Genomic DNA, 20391 nt, shown 5'->3' with positions numbered 1-20391 from the left:
TCATGTTACATCTATATGGTGGAAAAAACAGACGTTTTACACTTTATGAAGATGAAGGAACAAACTATAATTATGAACAGGGAAAGTATGCCACCATTCCTTTCTTATATGACGACAAAACGCAGACACTCACGATAGGAGAGCGGAGTGGCAGCTTTGAAGGCATGTTGAAAGTGCGCCGTTTCAAGGTAGTCTATCGCCATCCTGACTTGAAAGTGGATGCATTGAATATTGATGAAGCAGATGGCCGAATTGTAAACTACACGGGAAAGAAACTGAAAATTAAATTGAAATAAATGAAACTGAAATCTATTTTCTTATTTGTTGCATTGTCTTTTACGGTCACAGCCTCTGCTGCTGACCGTAAACTGTTTGACAATCACTGGCTTTTTGCGTTACAGGACTCGGTAACGATGTCGTCGCCTAACTTTAATGACAACGCTTGGAGACGCTTGTCGCTTCCTCATGACTGGTCTATTGAGGGCGATTTCCAGGCAACTAATCCGTCAGGAGCCACAGGTGGCGCATTGCCCGGAGGCATTGCGTGGTATCGAAAGCATTTCGATGTGCCCTCATATGACCGGAATAAACATTATTTTATTGATTTCGACGGCGTGTATATGAATGCTTCTGTCTATTTGAATGGGCATTTATTGGGCACACGTCCCTATGGTTTCATCAGTTATCGCTATGAACTTACACCGTATCTCAAGGCAAAAGACAATGTGATGGCAGTCAGAGTGGATAACAGTGAGCAGCCGAATTGCCGTTGGTATAGTGGAAGTGGCATCTATCGTCACGTTTATTTAGTGACGACCAATGCGCTGCATGTGGCACATTGGGGTACGTTTGTCAGGGCAACAACAGACGGAAAGGTCTGCGCCGAGATTAAAATTGACAATCAAGGCAGCCGTTCTGAGACTGTAACTGTGCGCAATATCGTGCTCAATTCAGCACAGAAGGTCGTGTCAACAGTGCTGCGTAAGCTGACGGTTAACCCCAATAAGCCTGCTGTTTTCGAGGAGAATATGCAGGTAGATAAGCCGGAACTATGGTCAATAGACAGTCCTTATCGTTACGTTTTGCGTACGGAAATCGTGCAAGGTGGTAGAGTTCTCGATTGCTATGATACGCCGTTTGGTTTTCGTTCGTTTCATTTCGATGCTCAAACAGGCTTCTGGCTGAATGGAAAGAACCTGAAAATCAATGGCGTTTGCAATCACCATGACCTTGGTTGCTTAGGAGCTGCTGTGCATCGTGACGCTATCTATCGCCAATTAAGACTGTTGAAAGACATGGGGTGCAATGCCATTCGCTGCTCACACAACCCTCCTGCTCCCGAACTTCTTGAACTTTGCGACTCCATGGGCTTCATTGTGATGGATGAAAGCTTTGACATGTGGCATCGAAAGAAAACAAAATACGATTATTCCCGCTATTTTGACCAGTGGTTTGAGCGCGACCTTTCCGACTTGGTGAAGCGTGACCGCAATCATCCGAGTATCATGATATGGAGCATTGGCAATGAAGTGTTGGAGCAATGGGACTCTGCCGACGCTGATCAATTGTCGCCCGAAGAGGCTAATCTCATTCTCAATGCAGGACATGCCATTACTCCAAACAGCACTGATGATGGCAAGATGAATGTCAATTCGCAACTGACAAAACGCTTGGTTGACATCATCAAGCAACTTGATCCGACACGCCCTGTGACGGCAGGTTGCAATGAACCGTCGCCCGAAAACCTTCTCTTCAAGAGCAATGCCTTAGACCTGATAGGCTATAACTACCATATAAAGAATATAAAAGATGTGCCCAAGAACTTTCCCGGCAAGCCTTTTATCATGACAGAATCTGTTTCTGCACTCCAGACAAGAGGTTTTTATATGATGCCAAGTGACTCTGTCTATAAAGCACCGGAGGAGTGGTGGCTTCCTTACTCCAATCCAACTTTCATGTGTAGTGCCTATGATAACATGCACGCTTCATGGAGTAGCACGCACGAAAGCACTTGGAATGTGGTTAAGAACAATCATTTCGTGAGCGGACAGTTTGTATGGACGGGATGGGATTACCTTGGTGAGCCTACACCTTATGGCTTCCCGGCCCGCAGCAGCTATTTTGGTATCATTGATCTTGCTGGATTTCCGAAGGATATCTACTACATGTATCAGAGCGAGTGGACGCAGAAACCGGTGCTACATCTGTTTCCTCATTGGAACTGGTTACCCGGACAGCAGATTGATATGTGGTGTTATTTCAATCATGCCGATGCTGTTGAATTGTTCGTTAATGGCAAAAGTCAGGGCCTGAAACAAAAGAAACCAAATGAATTTCATGTGAAATGGCGCGTAAACTATGAGCTGGGGAGTGTGAAAGTCGTTGCTTATGAGCATGGAAAAGCCGTGCGTGAGGAAGAAATCCATACGGCAGGAGCACCCGATCACATTCGTTTGACAGTTGAAACTGGCATCTGTAAACCCGGCGGTTTGGCTTTTGTTGAGGCAGAAGTTGTTGATAAGGACGGTCGGCGTTGCCCTTGGGCAGAGCATCAGCTCTATTTCGAAACAGAAGGAAATGGTGAGATTGTCGGCGTAGATAATGGCTGTCAGACCTCTATGGAGCGTTTCAAGGATACGAAACGAAAGGCATTCTTTGGCCGATGTATGGTTGTTGTGAAGATGAATGCGCATGAAGGCAAGGTGCAACTCAAGGCGCGTGGCATTGATTTGAAATCAGATACGGTCTTGTTGGAAAGTAAGAAATAGTTTGTTTGCAGAACGATTTGAGGAGATACTTTCATGTTCCTTTCATGCAGAAAGCTGTTTTTTCATCTCTTCATCTCGTTCGGAGCAGCACTCTGTTTGCTTTGAAGATTTATGATTTTTATATAGGGAAAGTCAGAAAAGGCTTTCCCCTTTTGCGGTCTGTAAGCTGTAGATAGTAGCTTATCAAGCTGTTTGTGTTTTACTTTTCCGGTGTAGACAGCCGTGCAGGTATGGCATTTAAGAAGACTGTATCATAGAGAAGATAGTATTGGTGGCATTGGCGTACAGGGCCGTTGCTTGGGAAACGGATTATATGTTAATTCTTTTCAAGTATATTTACAAATGCCTTCGCTATACTCGCGTATTTGAAATGAAAGCTTTCCTCGCTCCGAATAACATCTGTTTTTAGCTGATTTGTAAGCTGTTGTCTATCAAATGGTTACGGATTTTAAGCCAGAAAAGGAAGCAAAATCATGTGAAAAAATGATGCAATTCCAATCGAATTACCTCGTTATCTGCCTCATCTGAGTGCGTCATTTGATGCAAATAGCAGCGTGTTTTGCGTCAAATCACAACGCTTAGTGCCTCGAATTATGTGCTTACTCTCCCAAGATTGCGGAATAACTGCTGTTTTCTTCCCCTGCTTTTTCATAGAAGGCCTCACTCGGAAGTGTTAAAAACAGGGTGATATTATTTACAAAATATGGTGTTGTTCATCGATTGTAATTTCTTTGTTTCAGTCTTCTCATGCTGTTTTGTGCAAACGTTTGCTCACTGATTTGTCAAAGAAAAGCAGGAATATAGAATGAACAGGCGAGATTAGTTTTATCTTTGTATTGTCGTTCAGACATGCTGTCGTTTCATGAATGACGGCTTTTCAAGTCGGTAGTGATATCGGCAAGAGCAATTAAACATGGTTTTCAATAGGTTACATATATATTTAGGTTTTAAGTGTTTTGGTAATTTTGAAGTTTTTTTGTGTTTGGGTAGATTAATTATTTGATTACAAATTGCCCGTAAAGGGGACAGTTAATTTTGTTGATTTAGTGAGAGAAGGCCCGATAGCGTGATGCTATCGGGCCTTTTGTTTGTTATTTGTTGTCTGTTTCAAAGCCAGTCTTTACATTCTTGAAGCCCATGCTTTTCATCATGTTTTCTATCTGTTGTCGGGCATTAGCCTGTGCGATTGCTATGTTTGCAGGCGTTAAACAGCGTTGTTTCATGCGGCTGTATGCACGTTCATAAAGCTGTTTGCGGTCGGCTTCTGTCCACTTTCCACTCTCAAAGAAAGCTTTAGTGCGTGCTTCATCAATGAAGTCCTGGTCGAGCAGTTGAATGGGAGGAAGTGACAGTCTGAGTGTATCTTTGTCTTGAACTATCCAGCCAGGAGGCGCTTGATGCAGGTTGATGCCTAATCTCAAGGTGCCATAATAGATGCGTGCAAGCTCACTGTCGCCGAAGAAACCATGCTTCACGGTGTCTATGAGTTCCTCATCGGTCAGCTGTAGAAACTCCCATTCGCCGATTTCTTCAATGCTTTTGATCAGTGTCGGAGTAAGGTCTATCTGTTTGTTTTGCTTGATATGCAGACTTGTTCCGTTTGTTATCCAGCGTATGGCAATGGTTATCGTTATCAGCAGAACCACGATAAGCGTTATCATCAGAATGGCTTTGGCAGACAGCCGACTGAAGATGATGTGCCAAAATGTATTTTGTTTCTTATTTTCCATGCTCAAATGTTTTGTCAATCAGTGTCGGGATATCACTGCTGTGCAGGTCGTCTCTGAAATGAATGGTAATATCTTGCTCGGAAAATCCCAACTGTTGAAGTAATGGAATGAGGATCCTTGTGGCACTGATGCGGGCATTTTCAAGGATATCTGTTTGTGGAACAGCTTTCAATATCTGTTCACGTCCCTGACGTTCGAAGTCAGAAAGTTCGGCATCTGTAAAGTCGGAGCGTGTGAAGTTGACGAACTTCCTCACTTGTTCATGGTCAATCTTCGTGCTTGTCAACGTGACACGCGGGTCAGGAAGCGTGATTTCAATCTTCTTTCCGTTGCGTTTGACGTTCTTTTCACTAAAGGTTGAGAAGTCAATATAGCTTTTCACAGTGGCGTCCATCGGTATGGCTATCCTGCGTTTTGTCATAGGAATGTCGATATTGATATCCTGATTGAAGAGCTTCCCTTCAATAGTTTTCTGGTCATTATGGGTGATAATCTTGTGAAGTCTGTATTCTACGGTGTACAGTTTGGAGCACTTTTGCACTTCATTGATAAGCATTGGAATGGTATCAATGGCCTTTTGCGTCTGTTCCTGCTTACCTTTTTTGCAGCCTGAAAGCATGAATAGGAGTAGCAGAAGAGTATAGATGAACTGTTTATTTTTCATTAATCAGTTGGAGTTTAGATACTGCAAAGATAATAAAAAAATGCTCCATATTCGTTTTTCCCGCATTTTTTCATGGTTTATTTATTTGTAGTGATAAGTTTGTAAAACATTTATTTCCCTTTGTTATTTGGCAGAATTACGCTATCTTTGCATCATAATAAAAAATGAAAGAGATGAAGAAATATTATAGTTTGTTGTTGTTTTGCGTTGCCGTGCTTATCTTGACGAGTTGCAAGGAGAAGAAGAATACGGGCATTATCATTACTAAAAAGCCCGTAGCTGCAGCGCATCGCCAGATTATGAAGACCGGTGATTATGCACAAAGCCGTAAAGTTGAATGGTTAGGAACAGTCTACACGGTTGAGACAAAGCGTGTGGCTGACCTTTCATTACCGGTTATAGCCGATGGCGATACTAAGTATTATGACAACCGGATTACTGTGCGTATTCTGCGCGCTGACGGTAGTGAGTTCTTCAACCGTACGTTTACGAAGTCTGATTTCAGTTCCTACGTAGGGAAAACCTATGCAAACGGTGCTCTCGTAGGCATTGTTCTTGACCGTGCCGAGGGCGATAATCTCTTGTTTGCAGCAAGTGTTGGCTCGCCGGATAAAATGAGTGATGAGTATATCCCATTGCTGATGAAGGTGTCACGTCAGGGTAGAATAACCATATCCAAGGATACTCAGCTTGACACAGGAAGTGATGAGGCTTCGGAAGTCGACCTTGCAGAGAAAGAAGGAATGTAGGAATAAAGAGCGTAGTGAATAGATAAAAAAAGCTAAGAAATGGTTTGTTGAGCATAAGATACCTGTTTTTTATGTATCTTTGTCTCATCAGATAACAATTAAAAATATAGATTATGATTTCAAATTCACTTGAGAAAGCACTCAACAATCAGATTGTCTGCGAGATTTATTCAGCCAACTTGTATCTTTCAATGTCTTTCTATTTCGAGAAAGAAGGCTATAATGGCTTCTCTACTTGGATGAAAAAGCAGAGTGCAGAGGAAATGGATCACGCCTATCAAATGGCAAGTTTCATCATCAAACGTGGTGGAACGGCTGAGGTGAACACTATTGAAGCCGTGAAGAAAACATGGGAAAGTCCCCTCAATGCATTCGAAGATGCTTATGCCCACGAGTGTAAGATCAGTGAAAGCATTAATAACTTGCTCGCTCAAGCACAGAAAGAAGGAGATAATGCAACACAGGATTTCCTCTGGCAGTTTGTTCGTGAGCAGGTAGATGAAGAGGCTACAGCAAGCGGAATCGTAGACCGTATTAAGCGAATGGGTGATAGTTCTCTGTTCAATCTTGATGAACAGTATGGCCGTCGCCAAGACTAAGCAATGAACAGTCGGGCTTTTAGGATGCCCGAAAGATAGTTGAAAGACAGCATTTTGCCCAAGAGCGGATGCTGTCTTTCTGTTTCTTAAGCTATAAGGTTTTAGATTTGTTCTGATGATTTATAGTCCGTTGAGTGGGGTATAACAGCAAAAAAAGAGATGAAAGCATCGACTTTCATCTCTTTTTCTATGTAGATAATGTTCGTTTTATTCTTTCAAGAGCGCCTTGTGTGCTTCTTCAAACTGGCGAGGATACTTGCTGATGAAACACATGTTGACTAAACAGTTGGCTAAAATCTCTACATCACTGAGGTCAACTCCTTTCTCGCGAGAGACTTCTTTGCCGAGAATAACTTCCCAAGTACCATTGAAATTGGCATCTTCGGCCCCCATATACTGTTCTTCTCCCTTGCCTTTGATGAGCTTATAGCGAATACTTTTGCTCGAAGAAACAGGGCGCATACCGACCATGATGTCGTAAGCGACCTTCAAAGGTGCACGATATTTGGCTGTGCCGGGAAACATTTCGTTGATTACCGGCATGAGTTCATCGAACTCATAAGCTTGTAACAATTGGTGCAGTTTCATCTTATTGCTTAGAACTTAGCCATTTTTATTGCGACAACAGCACATTCATCACCTTTGTTTCCCAGTCTTCCGCCACTGCGATCCTGTGCTTGTTGCAGGTCGTTGGTGGTCAGAAGACCATAGATAACAGGGATTTCCTGCGTGGCATTCAAGCGTGCAATGCCTTCGGTTACGCCTTGACAGATATAGTCGAAGTGTGGAGTTTCACCACGAATAACGCTTCCTAAGATAATGACAGCATCGTAACCACCATGCAACACCATTTGATGCGCACCGTAGATAAGTTCAAAACTTCCCGGAACTGTCTTCACATGGATGTTCTCCGGGAGTGTCCCGTGCTTCTTCAGTGTTGTTATTGCACCGTCAAGCAAGGCATCAGTAATCTCCGGATTCCATTCGGCCACCACGATACCGAAACACATGTTGCTTGCATCGGGCACCGTGTTGACGTCGTAATCAGACAGATGATGTAATTCAGTTGCCATGTTATCTTGATGCTCTTTCAATGTACTTGTCAATCTCCTGGCTCTGAACAAGCGCAGAGTTTACGTACTTCTTCTTGATGTCCTGATATATTTTCAGTGCATCATCTTTCTTTCCTTGGCTCTCCAAAAGGATTGCAGCTTGGAGGCGGAAAGTAGGAGAAAGCGAGTTGTTGACGCCGTCTCTGCCCTCACTGTCAGCCATGTCAGCAGCTTTCTTGAGGTTGTCGACAGCCTTATCCAACTGATTAACATGTGCATAGGCATTGCCGAGAGCTGCTACGGCAGCCGGACTTACCATGGCATCATCAGCAGGAGAGTATTCATCAAGATACTTTACAGCTTCGTTCCATTTATTTAAGTTGGCATAACAGAGGCCGGTATAGAGGTTCGCTAAATTGGCAGCATCAGTACTTCCATAGTTGTTGATGATGTTTAATAAGCCGGTAAAGCCTGCACCATCACCGTTGAGAGCCTTGTCAAACTGTTCAGCATTGAAGTATTCCTGGCCTTTTGCAAGTTCAGTGCTGGCCTTTTCTTCGCGTGGTTCAGCCACATAAGCCTTGTAAAGGAAGCCACCTACTACAATAATGATAATTGCTAAGACAGCAATGATGATAGCTTTCTTGTTCTTATCAAAGAAAGCTTCCGACTTGATGAGAGTCTCATTGTCGAGCACTCCCTGTTCATTTTTGTTTGCCATTGTTATTTGTTGTTTTTATTTATTTCTCAAATTGCGGTGTTTCTTCCCTTTTATAGGGAGGCATAGACCGTCGCAAAATTACGTAAATATTCTCACATATTGAAATTTATTCATTCTTTTTTTCGTTTTTCAGCTATTAAACGGTAACTTTGCAAGCAAGATTATGATACTCAATAGACTTTCAATCCTCAATTATAAGAATATCCGTGAGGCAACAATTTCATTGTCTCCGAAACTCAACTGCTTTATAGGAAGCAATGGGGTTGGCAAGACAAACGTGCTTGATGCAGTGCATTATCTCTCGTTTTGTCGCAGTGCTTTCAATCCCATTGACTCGCAGGTAATCATGCATAATCAGGATTTCCTGGTGCTTGAAGGCAACTATACAACGGATGAAGGAGAGGAAGAGCGGATCTATTGCGGTATGAAGCGTGGCACGAAGAAACACTTCAAGCGCAACAAAAAGGAGTATCGCCGACTGTCACAGCACATCGGTTTGATACCGCTTGTGTTTGCTTCGCCCTCGGATTCTGTTTTGATTGAGGGGGGAAGTGAGGAGCGCAGACGCCTTCTCGACCTTGTGATTTCACAGTATGACCATGCTTATATTGAGGCTCTTTCAGCCTATAACAAGGCTTTGCAGCAGCGTAATGCGTTGTTGAAAATGGAGGATGAGCCCGACAAAGCACTGCTTGAGATATGGGAAGAGCAAATGGCGATGAACGGAGAAGTTATCTATCAGAAGCGTGATGCTTTCGTTAAGCGACTTGTTCCGGTGTTTCAGAACATCTACGGTCATATTTCCGGTGGGCATGAAACGGTTTCCTTGAATTATATTTCGCATGGACAGCGCGGCTCTCTGCTCGATACCATACAGCGCGACCGCTATAAAGACAGGGCAGTGGGCTACTCACTTCATGGCGTGCATCGTGATGATCTTGAGATGCTTCTTGATGGTTATCAGATGAAGAGAGAGGGCAGTCAGGGGCAGCACAAGACTTATGCTTTGGCCTTGAAACTGGCACAATTCGATTTCCTTCGCCATACTTCGAACAGCACTCCGCTGCTGCTTCTCGACGATATCTTCGACAAACTTGATGCCGACCGCGTTGAACAGATTGTGCAACTTGTGGGGGGAGAGGGTTTCGGGCAAATCTTTATTACCGACACCAACCGTGATCATCTTGACCGAATTCTTGCTAATGGCGACTTCGATTACAGGCTTTTCTCGGTTAACAAGGGTGAAATTGAATTGAAAGACTGATGTTCAAGCGCGACGTAAAATCATTGGCTGATATCCTTCAGACCGTACTTCGCAAGGAAGGATTTGAGACTCCGCTCCTGCAGAAGCGGTTGATTGCGTCATGGGATGCGGTGGTTGGTCCCACGGTAGCCCGTTATACAGGTGATAAGTTCATTAAGAATCAGACGCTGTTTGTAAAGATTCTCAATCCCGCTTTACGCCAGGATCTCAGCATGATGCGTCAAAAGTTGGTGCAACGGCTCAACAGTCAGGTGGGAAGCTTCATCATCAGCGACATCAAGTTCTATTGACCAACAGGCGATGAGCTTGTGTCTCGCCTTTCTTTCCCTACGTTTCTGTCAGACATTTCATATGGTTTTCATTTGCGTTTTGTTGGGAAAAGCAAGGCTGTGTTTTTGAGATGAAAAAGCAGTGTGAATGATATCGTTTTTCAATGTGCATTACTTTAGTTTCTGATTTGCGTCAAGTCAGCGCGTAACTTGACGCAGATGGCATGATGATTTGATGCAGATTACACGCTAACTTGACGCAAATCAGAATGCTATTTGTAAGTAGTTGATTGCCAGTTGATTTTGAGTTTTGAAATCGTTTCTGGGGACTTGAAAAATCATCAGGCTTTCATCATGCATCATTCTTTATCGCATCTGCATCTCATGCATAATTCTTGCCGCCTTATCTTTATCGCTGTCGAAAGTGAAACTCTGATAGATGACGTAGGCATTCTGTGGATCTACAATCTGTCGGGCCATGAAACGGAGAGCTTTCAACTTGCCATCGCTGAATGAAAACAACTTCAATAATTGCGCACTTTGACGGCAAGTGAAAAGACTTCTCAGGCAGGCCACTTCAAGGAGTGCCATTCTGTTGTCGTCGAAGTTTGCTTTGTTCATTCGGTCGTAGAGTATAGTAAACTCGTTTTCACTTAGACAATCATCGTAGAAACCGGGGTAGGGACGGCGGAATTCATCAGTAGGGTTGCCGATGATCGTGTTGTTTTGATTGCCCGTCTGCCTTGGGATAATGGTCTCCTGATAGTTGACAACGCGGTCGCGGTTGTCGAATTCGATACGCACATATACATCGTAGGGATCCAACAACTTGCTTTTGATGTATTCCCAACGTGTTCCTGTTTGGTCAAAACTTGAGGCTTTCGGGGTGCCGAGAATGCTCATCACTTCCTGTTTTGTCATTCCTCGTTCAACGGTTCGCTTGTCTTTTGCCGTAGCCTCCATGCTGAAAGCCGTCAGTAAGAGTGTGAGCATCAATGCTAAAATCTGTAGTTTTCGTTTCATAGTCTAATGATTTTATGTTTTACAAAGATATTGCAAACGAGTGCAAAGTGAATGAATTCATAATTTGTCGAGTGCAGTTATATTTTCTACAAAAATAGGAATTGTTAGGCTTTAAGGGCGAGGGGAAATCCCTAAATGCTTGGCGAACAATCCCTATATGTCGCAGTTGATACCCTATATCAGCCGATATTCAGACTTTTCTGTTTGCTTCAGAGCTTGAATTTATAGCCTGCCATGATACCAATGTATAAGTTGCGCAGGCCATGTTTGTCAGACATTCCACCGCCGGGAATGTATATTTTGTCATACTTTCTTTATATTAATGCTATCTTAAGAAGTAAGATTTCAAATGATTTCGTCCATTCTTACGTCTGTATCTTCGGTTGGAACAGACGCTACTTTTTGGAAATCGAAACACAGACCGAGCTTATAAGCCTGGGGAACGAGCCTCAGAAAACGATCATAATAGCCTTTCCCACGCCCCAATCGGTTGCCTTGTGGGTCGAAACCCATACCGGGAACAATCACGAGGTCAATGGTGTGAAGTTGTGTGAAAACAGCTCCTGTGGGTTCCATGATATGGAAAGCCCTGCCTTCTTGCAGACTCTTTGGCCCTTCATAGCGTCGGATTTCAAGTTCGTACGCTAATGTTACGGGCAGCAAAACCGTTTTTCCTTGCTCGCGAAGCAGGTCAACCAAGTTGTGTGTATCAACCTCGTCGGCCATTGAATAGTAAAGAAGAATGGTCTTTGCAGCGTTGACACGAGGATGGCGGAGCACTTTGTTGACGAGTACAAGCGACTGTTCACGCAGTTGGTTACTGGTGAACTGTCGCTTGAGGACTTTCATTTGCTGTCGCAGTTCGCTTTTAAGCATGGGCGATGAAATGGCGTTGCAGGCTGAAATGATTGTAGCCTTGCACTATGGCAACCTTTCCTTTGGCGCTTTTTTTCTCTGGTTTTTTAGGAAAAGCCGCATTGTTTCTGAACACGCGTAGCGCTGTTGAGATGACAGGGTCGTCTTGGTTGATGTATTCATTCCAGGCCTCTTCGTCAAGCATGTTGTAGATAATACGGCTGTTGATGTAGCGGTTGAGGAGTTTATGACTCTTTTGTAACATCAGATTGCGACGCTTCAGACCATGACGGTCGGCATAGGTGGCAAACTTATCTACCATGTTCTGTTTGGCAAGATAGTCACTAAGCTGCATCATTTCCTTGAAGTTGTTGAGCTTGATGCGGTTGTCATCGGTATAGGTGTAGGCAAACTGGAGTATCAGTCCGCTCATGGCAGCCTGCTTATAATAAGAGGTGATGTTCAAAGTGTCTTCTGGAACGAAGATGTCGGGGGTGATACCGCCACCGCCATAGACGACGCGTCCGATACCCGTATGATATGCAGGGCCGGTGTGTTTGATACTGTCTGACGAGAAGAACTCACCGTGCTGATAGCGTGACATGAGGTCTTGTTGATACTGAGGATCCTCTCCCTTAGTGTATGGTTTCTGTATACAACGCCCGGAAGGAGTGTAGTATCGGGCTACCGTCAGACGGATCATACTGCCGTCGGGGAAACCAATCTGCTGCTGTACCAAGCCTTTTCCAAACGAACGTCGACCGATGATCGTGGCTCGGTCGTTGTCCTGCATGGCACCGGCAAATATCTCTGCCGCCGAAGCAGAACCCTCATTGATGAGCACAACGAGTGGAATGTTCTGATAACTGCCGCGTCCGTCTGATAAATAATCCTGTCGGGGACTCTTTCTCCCTTGGGTGTAGACGATGAGTTTATGCTTCGAAAGGAACTCATTGGCTATCTGCACGGCACTGTTCAAGTAGCCACCTGTGTTGTCGCGAAGGTCTATGACTAAGTTGCTGAAACGCTCTTGAGAGAGTTTGGCCAATGCAATAAGTAGTTCGGGATAGGTTGTTTCGCCGAAGTTCTTGATGCGGATATAGCCTGTTTTATCGTCAAGCATATAGGTTGCAGAAATACTCTTCGTCGGTATTTCACCACGTGTTACCGTGAAATATTTAATGGCTTTCTGCCCATAACGCTTTACTCCGATCTTCACTTTCGTGTCTTTAGGCCCTTTCAAGCGGCGCATGGCCTCTTCATTGGTAACGGTTTTGCCCACGAACGGTTTGCCGTCAACACTCACAATCTTGTCACCAGCCAAGATGCCGGCACGGTCGGCAGGCCCATTCTTGATGACATTCTGCACGTGGATGGTGTCTTGTCGGATGGTAAATTCAATGCCCACACCCGAGAAAGAGCCTTTCAAGTCGTCGTTGGCTGCCTGTACATCCTTGGCATTGATATAGACAGAGTGAGGGTCAAGCTCGCTTAGTATCTGCGGAATGGCATTGTCTACGAGCGAATCAATATTCACTTTGTCGACATACTGATCATCAATGATGTGCAAGAGATTATTGAGTCGGTTGCTGCCAGAATTGATAATGTTGAGTCGGTTGCCCGAGAAATGGTTGGCATAAAAGGTTCCAATGAAGATACCCACAATGACACAGAGGGCCATAATGAGTGGCATCCACCGATTATTTTTCTTCTGTTCCATAGTTATTCTTTTGTTCCATGTAAATCACTTCTATTCCTGCTTTGCGTAAAAGATGAATACCATCCTCCAAACGGTATTTCTCTGCATAGACAACACGCCTGATACCAGCCTGTATGATGAGCTTTGCACATTCGATACAGGGTGAAGCTGTCACGTAAAGCGTACTGCCGTCACTGTTGTTACTGCTGCGAGCCAATTTGGTGATTGCATTGGCTTCGGCGTGCAGAACATAGGGAAAAGTTGCTTGGTTGGCATCCTCGCAGACATTGTCAAAGCCACTCGGGGTTCCATTGTAGCCGTCGCTGATAATCATTTTGTCTTTAACGACCAGGGCTCCCACCTGCCGACGCAGGCAATAAGAGTTCTCTGCCCAGATCCGTGCCATACGAAGATAGCGGTTGTCTAATTGTTGCTGTTTTTCTTCAGCGGTCATATTGTGATGTGTTTTATTTAATTCCATTTCTTTCTAACAGGGCTTTAATTGTCGGTTCCTGCCCGCGAAAGCGTTTATAGAGTGTCATAGGATGTTCTGTGCCGCCTTTTGAGAGGATGTTATCCCTGAAACTTTGGGCTGTCTTTCGGTCGAAAATGCCATTTTTCTTGAATACACTGAATGCATCAGCATCAAGTACTTCAGCCCATTTATAGCTGTAATAACCGGCAGCGTAGCCTCCTGCCATGATATGACTGAATTGTACGGTCATGCATGTATCAGGTAATTGCTTGTTGAGCATAGCCTTTTCCCATGCCTTCTTTTCAAAGGAAATAATGTCTTCGTTGAAGGGTTTCTTTTGGGTATAGTAGGCCATATCGAGGAGTCCGAAACTCACTTGGCGTAAGCAGGCATAAGCGGTCATGAAGTTACGGCTTTTGATTATGCGCTCGATGAGGTCGTCGGGGATAGGTTCTCCCGTTTGATAATGGAAAGCAAAGGTGCGGAGGAAGTCCTTTTCTACCGAATAGTTTTCCATGAATTGTGACGGAAGTTCTACGAAATCCCACCATACATTGGTACCGCTGAGACTTTCGAAACGGGTGTTGGCAAACATTCCATGGAGGGAATGACCAAACTCATGGAGGAATGTTTCAACCTCCCCGAGAGTTAAAAGTGCAGGCTTTTCGGCTGTAGGTTTAGTGAAATTCATCACCAAACTGACATGAGGACGACTGTTGTTGCCTTTATGATCAATCCATTGCCCTTTGAATTCAGTCATCCACGCACCGCCTTGCTTACCTTTGCGAGGGTGGAAATCAGCATAGAGAACAGCAAGAAAACTGCCGTCTTTGTCGAAAACCTCATACGCTTTTACGTCAGGGTGATAGACAGGAATATTGTCGTTGGGTTTGAATGTGATGCCATAGAGACGGGTGGCAAGGCCAAAAACACCTTTGATTACATTTGAAAGCTCAAAGTAGGGACGTAGCATTTCGGCATCAAGATTATATTTCTCCATTTGGAGTTTATGCGAATAGTAACCGAAGTCCCATGGCATTACTTCAAAATCATCGCCTTCTAACTTGTGAGCCAAGTTCTCAATGTCTTTCACTTCATTGAGAGCCGTCGGTTTATAGGCATCAATGAGGTCGTTAAGCAGCTGATACACGTGGGCTGTATCGCTTGCCATGCGATGTTTCAAAACGTAGTCGGCATAGTTTTCGAAGCCTAACAGCTGTGCCATCTCACGGCGGAGATTAATCAGTCGCTTGCATATTTCGAGGTTATTCTCGTTGTTGTCGTGTGTACATTCTGTGTTTTTAGCCATGTACATCTGCTTGCGCAGCTCGCGTTGCGTAGCGTATGTCATGAAAGGAGTATAGCTTGGGAAGTCAAGAGTGAATATCCAACCCTCTTTTTCTTTCTCTTTTGCAGTCTGTGCGGCTGCTTCCTTGGCTGTATCGGGAAGTCCTTTAAGTAGCTTCTCATCGGTAATATGCAGTTCATAGGCCTTGGTTTCCTTCAGTAAGTTTTGTGAGAACTGCAATGCCAATATGCTTGTTTCCTCGGTAATCTTGCGGAGTTGCTCCTTACCGGCTTCGTCCAAAAGTGCTCCACTCCTGACAAAGCCATCGTAACTCTTGTTGAGCAACATCTGCTCTTCGGGGGTTAACTCACGATTGGGATGGTCATATACATGTTTGATGCGTTCAAAAAGTTTCTTGTTGAGGCTGACATCATTGGCGTGTTTAGTGAGAATAGGACTCATTTTCTGGGCCAAAGCGTCAAGTGCATCATTGGTTTCGGCACTCAGCATGCACGAGAATACGTTTGAAACGCGGTCGAGTAGGTCATAATAATGCTCGCCGTTTTCTAAATCAACACGGGCTATTGTGTTCTCAAACGTCGGCTCTTCTGGGTCGTTGACAATCTTGTCAATTTCTTCATCGTCGCGACGTATGCCTTCCATGAAAGCTTCTTCATAGTCAGAAGTCTGTATTTTATCGAAAGGTACGGTGTAGTGTGGCGTACCATAATCTATAAAGAATGGATTCTTTCTTTCTTGCTCTTTTATTTCATTCATACTAACTTTTGTTTTATAATCGGGTTTGTTGTAAGGCATCTTCAATTTTTTCAATGACAATAAAATTGCGTCTGAGTGTTAAAATGCCTTTTTGTTTCAGATGATTCAATGCTTTCGATACATCACGTCGGCTGTCATTAAGTTCTAATGCCAACTGTGTCATCTTTATTTTTATGGTCTTTCGTCCTGCAGGCCGTAAACAACGGTCGGCAAAAAAGCGGATAATGCGACTTTCAAGAGAGTTGGAATGTTGTCGAAGCAACATACGTTCATTCTTTTGAGCATAGGTGGAAAGGATGTTCAGAAGATTTATCCTGAAAATCAGAAACTTGTCACTTAATCGTATGACTTCATCTTTCTCAACGGTCAGAATGTTGCAGGTAGACAAAGCTTTAAACGTCTTGGAAAAATGTTGTGTCAGACCAAACAGACGCTCGGGTTGTAATAGTTCAGGAGCCATAATGGACTCTGTAATCTGATAACTGTGCCCGGCAGACACTGTTGTTACTTCTATTTGACCGTTCAAAAGAAAATGAAGCTGGTTGCAGATGTCATTCTCACAGACTATAATCTGGCCGGTTTCAAATTTGTGAAAGCCTAATTTTGTGTGGGTCACGACCTCTTCTAAGTCTGCTTTGCCAAGTCCTTGGAACAGTGGCAGACTTAATAATTGACTGTATAATTGCAGGTCGTTCTCCATTGTTTGTTATTTTACAAGCGTTTTCTCCAAAGAAGGCGAATACCAAACTTTTGTTTTCCCGTCTTTATCAGCATAGATAAAGTAGGCCATCAGCTCGGGATGTTTATCCAAAACAGCCTTGGATTTCTCTATGCCAAGTACCATGAAAGCAGTGGCATAGCCATCGGCTTCGGCGCAACTGTGGGCAAGAACGGTTGCTGATAACAGGCTGTGCTGTACGGGATAGCCTGTACGTGGATCAATGGTGTGGGCAAGTTTCTTGCCATTCTTATAATAGAAATTTCGGTAATTCCCACTTGTAGCCATTGCTCTGTCGGTAACATTCAGTACCGTTTGTAGGTTTTGATTGGTGTTAAGACTGTCATCGCTTGGTTTGGTAACGCCTATTTTCCATGGCAAGCGCTTCTCACTTATACCACTGGTTACAATTTCTCCACCAATTTCTATCATGTAGTTCTTGATGTCATGACGTCTCATCACGGCAGCAACCGCATCACTTCCATAGCCTTTTGCAATGGCACTGAAGTCGAGCATCAAGCCTCTGTGATCGGTTTTAACGATATTCTTTTCCCCTGTATGCTCCACCTTAATATATTGCATGCCCATTAAAGCACGCAAACTATCAACTTGTTGCCGATTGGGAAGCTGCTGATGTTTGAAGCCAAAGCCCCAGGCATTCACCAAAGGAGCTACAGTGATATCAAAAGCACCGTCAGTCTCTTTATTGATTGCTTGTGAAAGAGTCAATACTTCCATGAACATCTTGCTGGCTTCTATCTGTCGACCTTGATTGAAAGCAGTCACCATAGACCGCTTGTTGAACATGGAGAACTCTTCGTCTACCTTATTTAGCTCGGTAACAATCTCTTTGTTGAGATCTTTGTCATACTGGTAAGTAGCGTGATACACCGTACCGAAGATAAAGCCTTCATTGTGTTGGTAAGGCATATCCTGCTGTTGGCGGATAATTAGGATTGTACCAACGACCAAAAATAACAGGAATGCTGCTTGAATATATATTTTCTTTCCCTTTCTCATAATTCCATAATGATGTTGAACTCACCGCCTAAGCGACTGTTTCCACTGCGACCAAATCCGGGAACATACCATGGTTCGCCTATATCTGCATGGGTATGATAGAGTCTTCGCTTGTAGCGTACGCTCCAACCCATTCGCAATGGTCCCCATATTTTTGCGTCAATGGAGAATGCGAACTCTAACCAATGGTAGCTTGCTTGCTGATTATGCGCGTTAATGTCAATCTGATTGCGCCAAACGGGGTCAGTAATACCACGACCGTCTACATCATATTTGAATGAAGTATAGGCGTATCGCAGTCCGCCATAAATGCGATAGATGTCGTGCTTATTCTTATTTAAGTTCCAATCCATACCGATACGGCCATATGGCGCATTCGTTTTGAAAGCCAACTTCGTCGTGATATCTTTGGCATCGGCCTTGCCATAACCGAATTCAAAAATAGGAAACCACTTATCTTTCAAGTTCAGTCGTACCGCGGCCTGATACTGTCCGTAACTGCCAAAAGCCAATTGCGCGGGGCCAACCAAGTCAGTAGACACCGCAATGCCACGGAATAAGGCTATTGTGTCTTGTTCAACCGCAATGATTTTCTTTTTCTGCTGTGCACCAACGGATACTGGGAGCACGAGCAACAGACTAAAAATCAGCGCTCTTGAAATAGATAAGGAAAGTGCTCTTTGTAACATTGTTGGTTACGTTTGGTTGGTTAATGACAATCGAGTCGATAGTATGTTGTGTGTAATTGATTGCCGTTACTTTGTGGAATATAGCCGGACTACAGTCTACAGACTCGAAATGTGGCATGTCGGTCTTCGTTACAGCAATCGTATCTCTGTAGCTTTGTGCACTCCCTTTAATATCAAGATAGAAAGTATCTATGGGCATACTGTAGCTCATGGGCAGTTCAAAACTATCGGTTTTCTCTGCTTGGTTGATAATGACGGAGTCGTTCCCATTGTGTAGGTTGGCCGTGATTGTCATCTTACTATTAAGCGTTTTCACATCACCGGCCAACTTATATTTACTGTATACGCGATTGTTGAGCGGACAGTCTATCGTAGAACAACCGGCAATAAGAAGTGCTCCGACCACTAAGAGCATGAGACTTTTCTTTTGGCTATATTTGTTCTTTTCCATTACTTCAAAGTTGTTATGTTAGATTTTCTTTTCAATCTGGTAGTCATTTCTGCTCGGACTCTGTCGGCTGATAAGGTCTCCGATGAAGCCGGCTAAGAAAAACTGACTGCCTAAAAGCATCATTGTCAGCGCAATAAAGAAATAAGGAGAGTCGGTGATGAGCCGCTGTGGAATGTGATAGAACAACGCATAAGCCTTATCTGCACCGATGCAGATAATCGCAATGAAACCAATAAAGAACATCACACTGCCTAAGAAGCCGAATACATGCATCGGTTTCTTGCCGAAGTTACTCAAAAACCACAGTGTAATCAAATCCAAATAGCCGTTGAAGAAGCGGTTCAAACCAAACTTACTCTTACCGTATTTGCGTGCTTGATGTTGCACTACTTTCTCTGTGATACGGTCGAAGCCAGCATTTTTTGCAAGGTATGGAATGTAACGATGCATCTCTCCATAGACTTCAATGTTCTTTACGACGGCCTTTTTATAGGCTTTCAGTCCGCAATTAAAGTCGTGAAGATTATGAATACCACTGATCTTTCGTGCCGTAGCATTGAAGAGTTTAGTGGGCAATGTCTTTGATAATGGGTCGTATCGTTTCTGCTTATAGCCCGAAACAAGATCGTAGTCTTCTTCCATGATCATGCGATAAAGTTCTGGAATTTCATCCGGTGAGTCTTGAAGATCAGCATCCATTGTGATGACAACGTCACCTTCTGCTTCAGCAAATCCACAATAAAGGGCCGGACTCTTACCGTAGTTGCGACGGAACTTGATGCCTTTTACATTCGGATTTTTGCCGGCTAAGTCCTCAATTACGTTCCATGAATGGTCTGTACTGCCATCATTGATGAAAATAATCTCGTAACTGAACTGATTACTTTCCATCACACGCTTAATCCACGCATGGAGTTCGGGCAACGATTCTTCCTCATTATAGAGAGGGATAACAACTGTTATATCCATTTGTTCTAAATAAATAATTCAACGTTTGAGTTTGGCAAAGAACGCAATAAAGATAGAACTGAACCAACCTATCAGTGTTCCATAGACGATAATCAGAAATGATAGCTCCATGGGAGTAAGGGCTTCAAGAAGCGTCAAGCCATCGGTCAGCCCTTGTGTACTGATACCATTCTCTTTGTAAAGAGGCATCATCTGAAGCACGGCAGTATTCATTACACCAAGGAAGCGGCCGTTATCGAAGAACCTGAAATAGATAAAGATAGCTGCTCCAAATAGGAGAGAGGCGTAAAAGAATGTGTAAATGCAGTAGACAAGGGCCTTACGATAACTCATAACGCCGTCAAGCGCATAGTTGCGGAACTTAATCATTCGCCACACTACAAAGAGAGGGGTGGAGAAAACAAGCAATCCGCCGAGGTCTGTCTGAGGCGCATAAATCACCAATGCAAAGGTTACAATCCATAACATACTCAAGAACACGCCGTCCTGTCGAGCAAATGCCTTTGTCTGAGTAATGGCATTAAAATCAATCATCAACTGAAATTACGTTTATAAACAATGCAAAGATAAGGTTTTTCTACCATATATATACATATCATCTTTACTTTTTG

Annotated in this window: 22 protein-coding genes; 6 read left to right on the top strand and 16 right to left on the bottom strand. The window is 43.7% G+C overall.

Translation table 11 applies throughout. From position 1 onward, the window contains the following. The first annotated feature begins 2 nt into the window (after positions 1-2). Together HMPREF2983_RS11705 and HMPREF2983_RS11700 are read left to right on the top strand one after the other, a co-directional pair. Positions 3-296, top strand: coding sequence for a DUF5110 domain-containing protein (locus HMPREF2983_RS11705; protein WP_070668615.1), 294 nt, complete (start codon positions 3-5; stop codon positions 294-296). Continuing rightward, positions 297-2768 (top strand): glycoside hydrolase family 2 TIM barrel-domain containing protein, encoded by a 2472-nt coding sequence (locus HMPREF2983_RS11700; protein WP_070668612.1) that lies wholly within the window; start codon positions 297-299, stop codon positions 2766-2768. It begins immediately after the preceding gene. Between the two features lie 1091 nt (positions 2769-3859). On the opposite strand, the gene HMPREF2983_RS11695 is transcribed toward HMPREF2983_RS11700, so the two are convergent. After that, positions 3860-4498, bottom strand: coding sequence for a DUF4230 domain-containing protein (locus tag HMPREF2983_RS11695; protein WP_070668609.1), 639 nt, complete (start codon positions 4496-4498; stop codon positions 3860-3862). Then, positions 4488-5162, bottom strand: a complete 675-nt coding sequence (locus HMPREF2983_RS11690; protein WP_070668606.1) for a DUF4230 domain-containing protein — start codon at positions 5160-5162, stop codon at positions 4488-4490. The genes HMPREF2983_RS11695 and HMPREF2983_RS11690 overlap by 11 nt, the downstream gene beginning before the upstream one ends. A gap of 164 nt (positions 5163-5326) precedes the next feature. Here HMPREF2983_RS11690 and HMPREF2983_RS11685 point away from each other — a divergent pair, with 164 nt between their 5' ends. After that, entirely contained in the window at positions 5327-5911 is a 585-nt protein-coding gene (locus HMPREF2983_RS11685; protein WP_083316822.1) for a DUF4738 domain-containing protein, read from the top strand. A gap of 113 nt (positions 5912-6024) precedes the next feature. Continuing rightward, positions 6025-6510 (top strand): ferritin, encoded by a 486-nt coding sequence (locus HMPREF2983_RS11680; protein ID WP_004372288.1) that lies wholly within the window; start codon positions 6025-6027, stop codon positions 6508-6510. A 207-nt stretch (positions 6511-6717) separates the two neighbouring features. On the opposite strand, the gene HMPREF2983_RS11675 is transcribed toward HMPREF2983_RS11680, so the two are convergent. Genes HMPREF2983_RS11675 through HMPREF2983_RS11665 form a run of 3 tightly spaced genes read right to left on the bottom strand, consistent with a single transcriptional unit; the run spans position 6718 to position 8283 of the window. Continuing rightward, positions 6718-7098 (bottom strand): hypothetical protein, encoded by a 381-nt coding sequence (locus tag HMPREF2983_RS11675; RefSeq protein WP_070668603.1) that lies wholly within the window; start codon positions 7096-7098, stop codon positions 6718-6720. Between the two features lie 8 nt (positions 7099-7106). Further along, positions 7107-7583 (bottom strand): 6,7-dimethyl-8-ribityllumazine synthase, encoded by a 477-nt coding sequence (gene ribH / locus HMPREF2983_RS11670; RefSeq protein ID WP_070668600.1) that lies wholly within the window; start codon positions 7581-7583, stop codon positions 7107-7109. A gap of 1 nt (position 7584) precedes the next feature. After that, positions 7585-8283, bottom strand: coding sequence for a tetratricopeptide repeat protein (locus tag HMPREF2983_RS11665; protein WP_004372298.1), 699 nt, complete (start codon positions 8281-8283; stop codon positions 7585-7587). 163 nt (positions 8284-8446) lie between these two features. Here HMPREF2983_RS11665 and HMPREF2983_RS11660 point away from each other — a divergent pair, with 163 nt between their 5' ends. Both HMPREF2983_RS11660 and HMPREF2983_RS11655 read left to right on the top strand, forming a co-directional pair. Further along, on the top strand, positions 8447-9547 hold the full coding sequence (locus HMPREF2983_RS11660; RefSeq protein WP_070668597.1) for a DNA replication/repair protein RecF: 1101 nt from the start codon (positions 8447-8449) through the stop codon (positions 9545-9547). Next, complete coding sequence (locus HMPREF2983_RS11655; RefSeq protein WP_004372302.1) at positions 9547-9837, top strand: DciA family protein; 291 nt, start codon at positions 9547-9549, stop codon at positions 9835-9837. Before HMPREF2983_RS11660 ends, HMPREF2983_RS11655 begins: the two co-directional genes overlap by 1 nt. 345 nt (positions 9838-10182) lie before the next feature. Here HMPREF2983_RS11655 and HMPREF2983_RS11650 read toward each other — a convergent pair whose 3' ends face one another. From HMPREF2983_RS11650 to HMPREF2983_RS11600, 11 genes are all read right to left on the bottom strand, one after another. Then, positions 10183-10839: a DUF4476 domain-containing protein gene (locus HMPREF2983_RS11650; RefSeq protein ID WP_004372304.1), complete on the bottom strand. Its 657-nt coding sequence runs from the start codon at positions 10837-10839 to the stop codon at positions 10183-10185. A 345-nt stretch (positions 10840-11184) separates the two neighbouring features. After that, positions 11185-11715 (bottom strand): 5-formyltetrahydrofolate cyclo-ligase, encoded by a 531-nt coding sequence (locus HMPREF2983_RS11645; RefSeq protein ID WP_070668594.1) that lies wholly within the window; start codon positions 11713-11715, stop codon positions 11185-11187. Next, positions 11708-13414 (bottom strand): S41 family peptidase, encoded by a 1707-nt coding sequence (locus HMPREF2983_RS11640; RefSeq protein WP_018920919.1) that lies wholly within the window; start codon positions 13412-13414, stop codon positions 11708-11710. The genes HMPREF2983_RS11645 and HMPREF2983_RS11640 overlap by 8 nt, the downstream gene beginning before the upstream one ends. Next, a complete protein-coding gene (locus tag HMPREF2983_RS11635; protein ID WP_004376813.1) occupies positions 13395-13847 on the bottom strand; it encodes a deoxycytidylate deaminase in 453 nt (150 codons plus the stop codon). The genes HMPREF2983_RS11640 and HMPREF2983_RS11635 overlap by 20 nt, the downstream gene beginning before the upstream one ends. A 13-nt stretch (positions 13848-13860) precedes the next feature. Next, positions 13861-15933 carry a M3 family metallopeptidase gene (locus tag HMPREF2983_RS11630; RefSeq protein WP_168166212.1) on the bottom strand — a complete coding sequence of 691 codons (2073 nt, stop codon included), beginning with the start codon at positions 15931-15933 and terminating at the stop codon, positions 13861-13863. 13 nt (positions 15934-15946) lie between these two features. Next, on the bottom strand, positions 15947-16633 hold the full coding sequence (locus tag HMPREF2983_RS11625; protein ID WP_070668589.1) for a Crp/Fnr family transcriptional regulator: 687 nt from the start codon (positions 16631-16633) through the stop codon (positions 15947-15949). 6 nt (positions 16634-16639) lie between these two features. Beyond that, positions 16640-17671 (bottom strand): FAD:protein FMN transferase, encoded by a 1032-nt coding sequence (locus tag HMPREF2983_RS11620; RefSeq protein ID WP_070668587.1) that lies wholly within the window; start codon positions 17669-17671, stop codon positions 16640-16642. Then, on the bottom strand, positions 17668-18360 hold the full coding sequence (locus tag HMPREF2983_RS11615; protein ID WP_210400385.1) for a DUF6048 family protein: 693 nt from the start codon (positions 18358-18360) through the stop codon (positions 17668-17670). Before HMPREF2983_RS11615 ends, HMPREF2983_RS11620 begins: the two co-directional genes overlap by 4 nt. Beyond that, positions 18311-18811 (bottom strand): DUF6452 family protein, encoded by a 501-nt coding sequence (locus HMPREF2983_RS11610; RefSeq protein WP_070668584.1) that lies wholly within the window; start codon positions 18809-18811, stop codon positions 18311-18313. The genes HMPREF2983_RS11615 and HMPREF2983_RS11610 overlap by 50 nt, the downstream gene beginning before the upstream one ends. 18 nt (positions 18812-18829) lie before the next feature. Continuing rightward, positions 18830-19780 (bottom strand): glycosyltransferase family 2 protein, encoded by a 951-nt coding sequence (locus tag HMPREF2983_RS11605; protein ID WP_004372323.1) that lies wholly within the window; start codon positions 19778-19780, stop codon positions 18830-18832. Positions 19781-19798: 18 nt separating this feature from the next. Beyond that, entirely contained in the window at positions 19799-20314 is a 516-nt protein-coding gene (locus HMPREF2983_RS11600) for a DUF4199 domain-containing protein (RefSeq protein WP_070668581.1), read from the bottom strand. Positions 20315-20391 lie beyond the last annotated feature (77 nt).

Source organism: Prevotella sp. HMSC077E09 (assembly GCF_001814685.1).
Classification (GTDB): Bacteria; Bacteroidota; Bacteroidia; order Bacteroidales; family Bacteroidaceae; genus Prevotella; species Prevotella oris.
The sequence above is the reverse complement of the archived record's forward strand: the minus strand, read 5'-3'. Positions and strand labels throughout refer to the sequence as shown.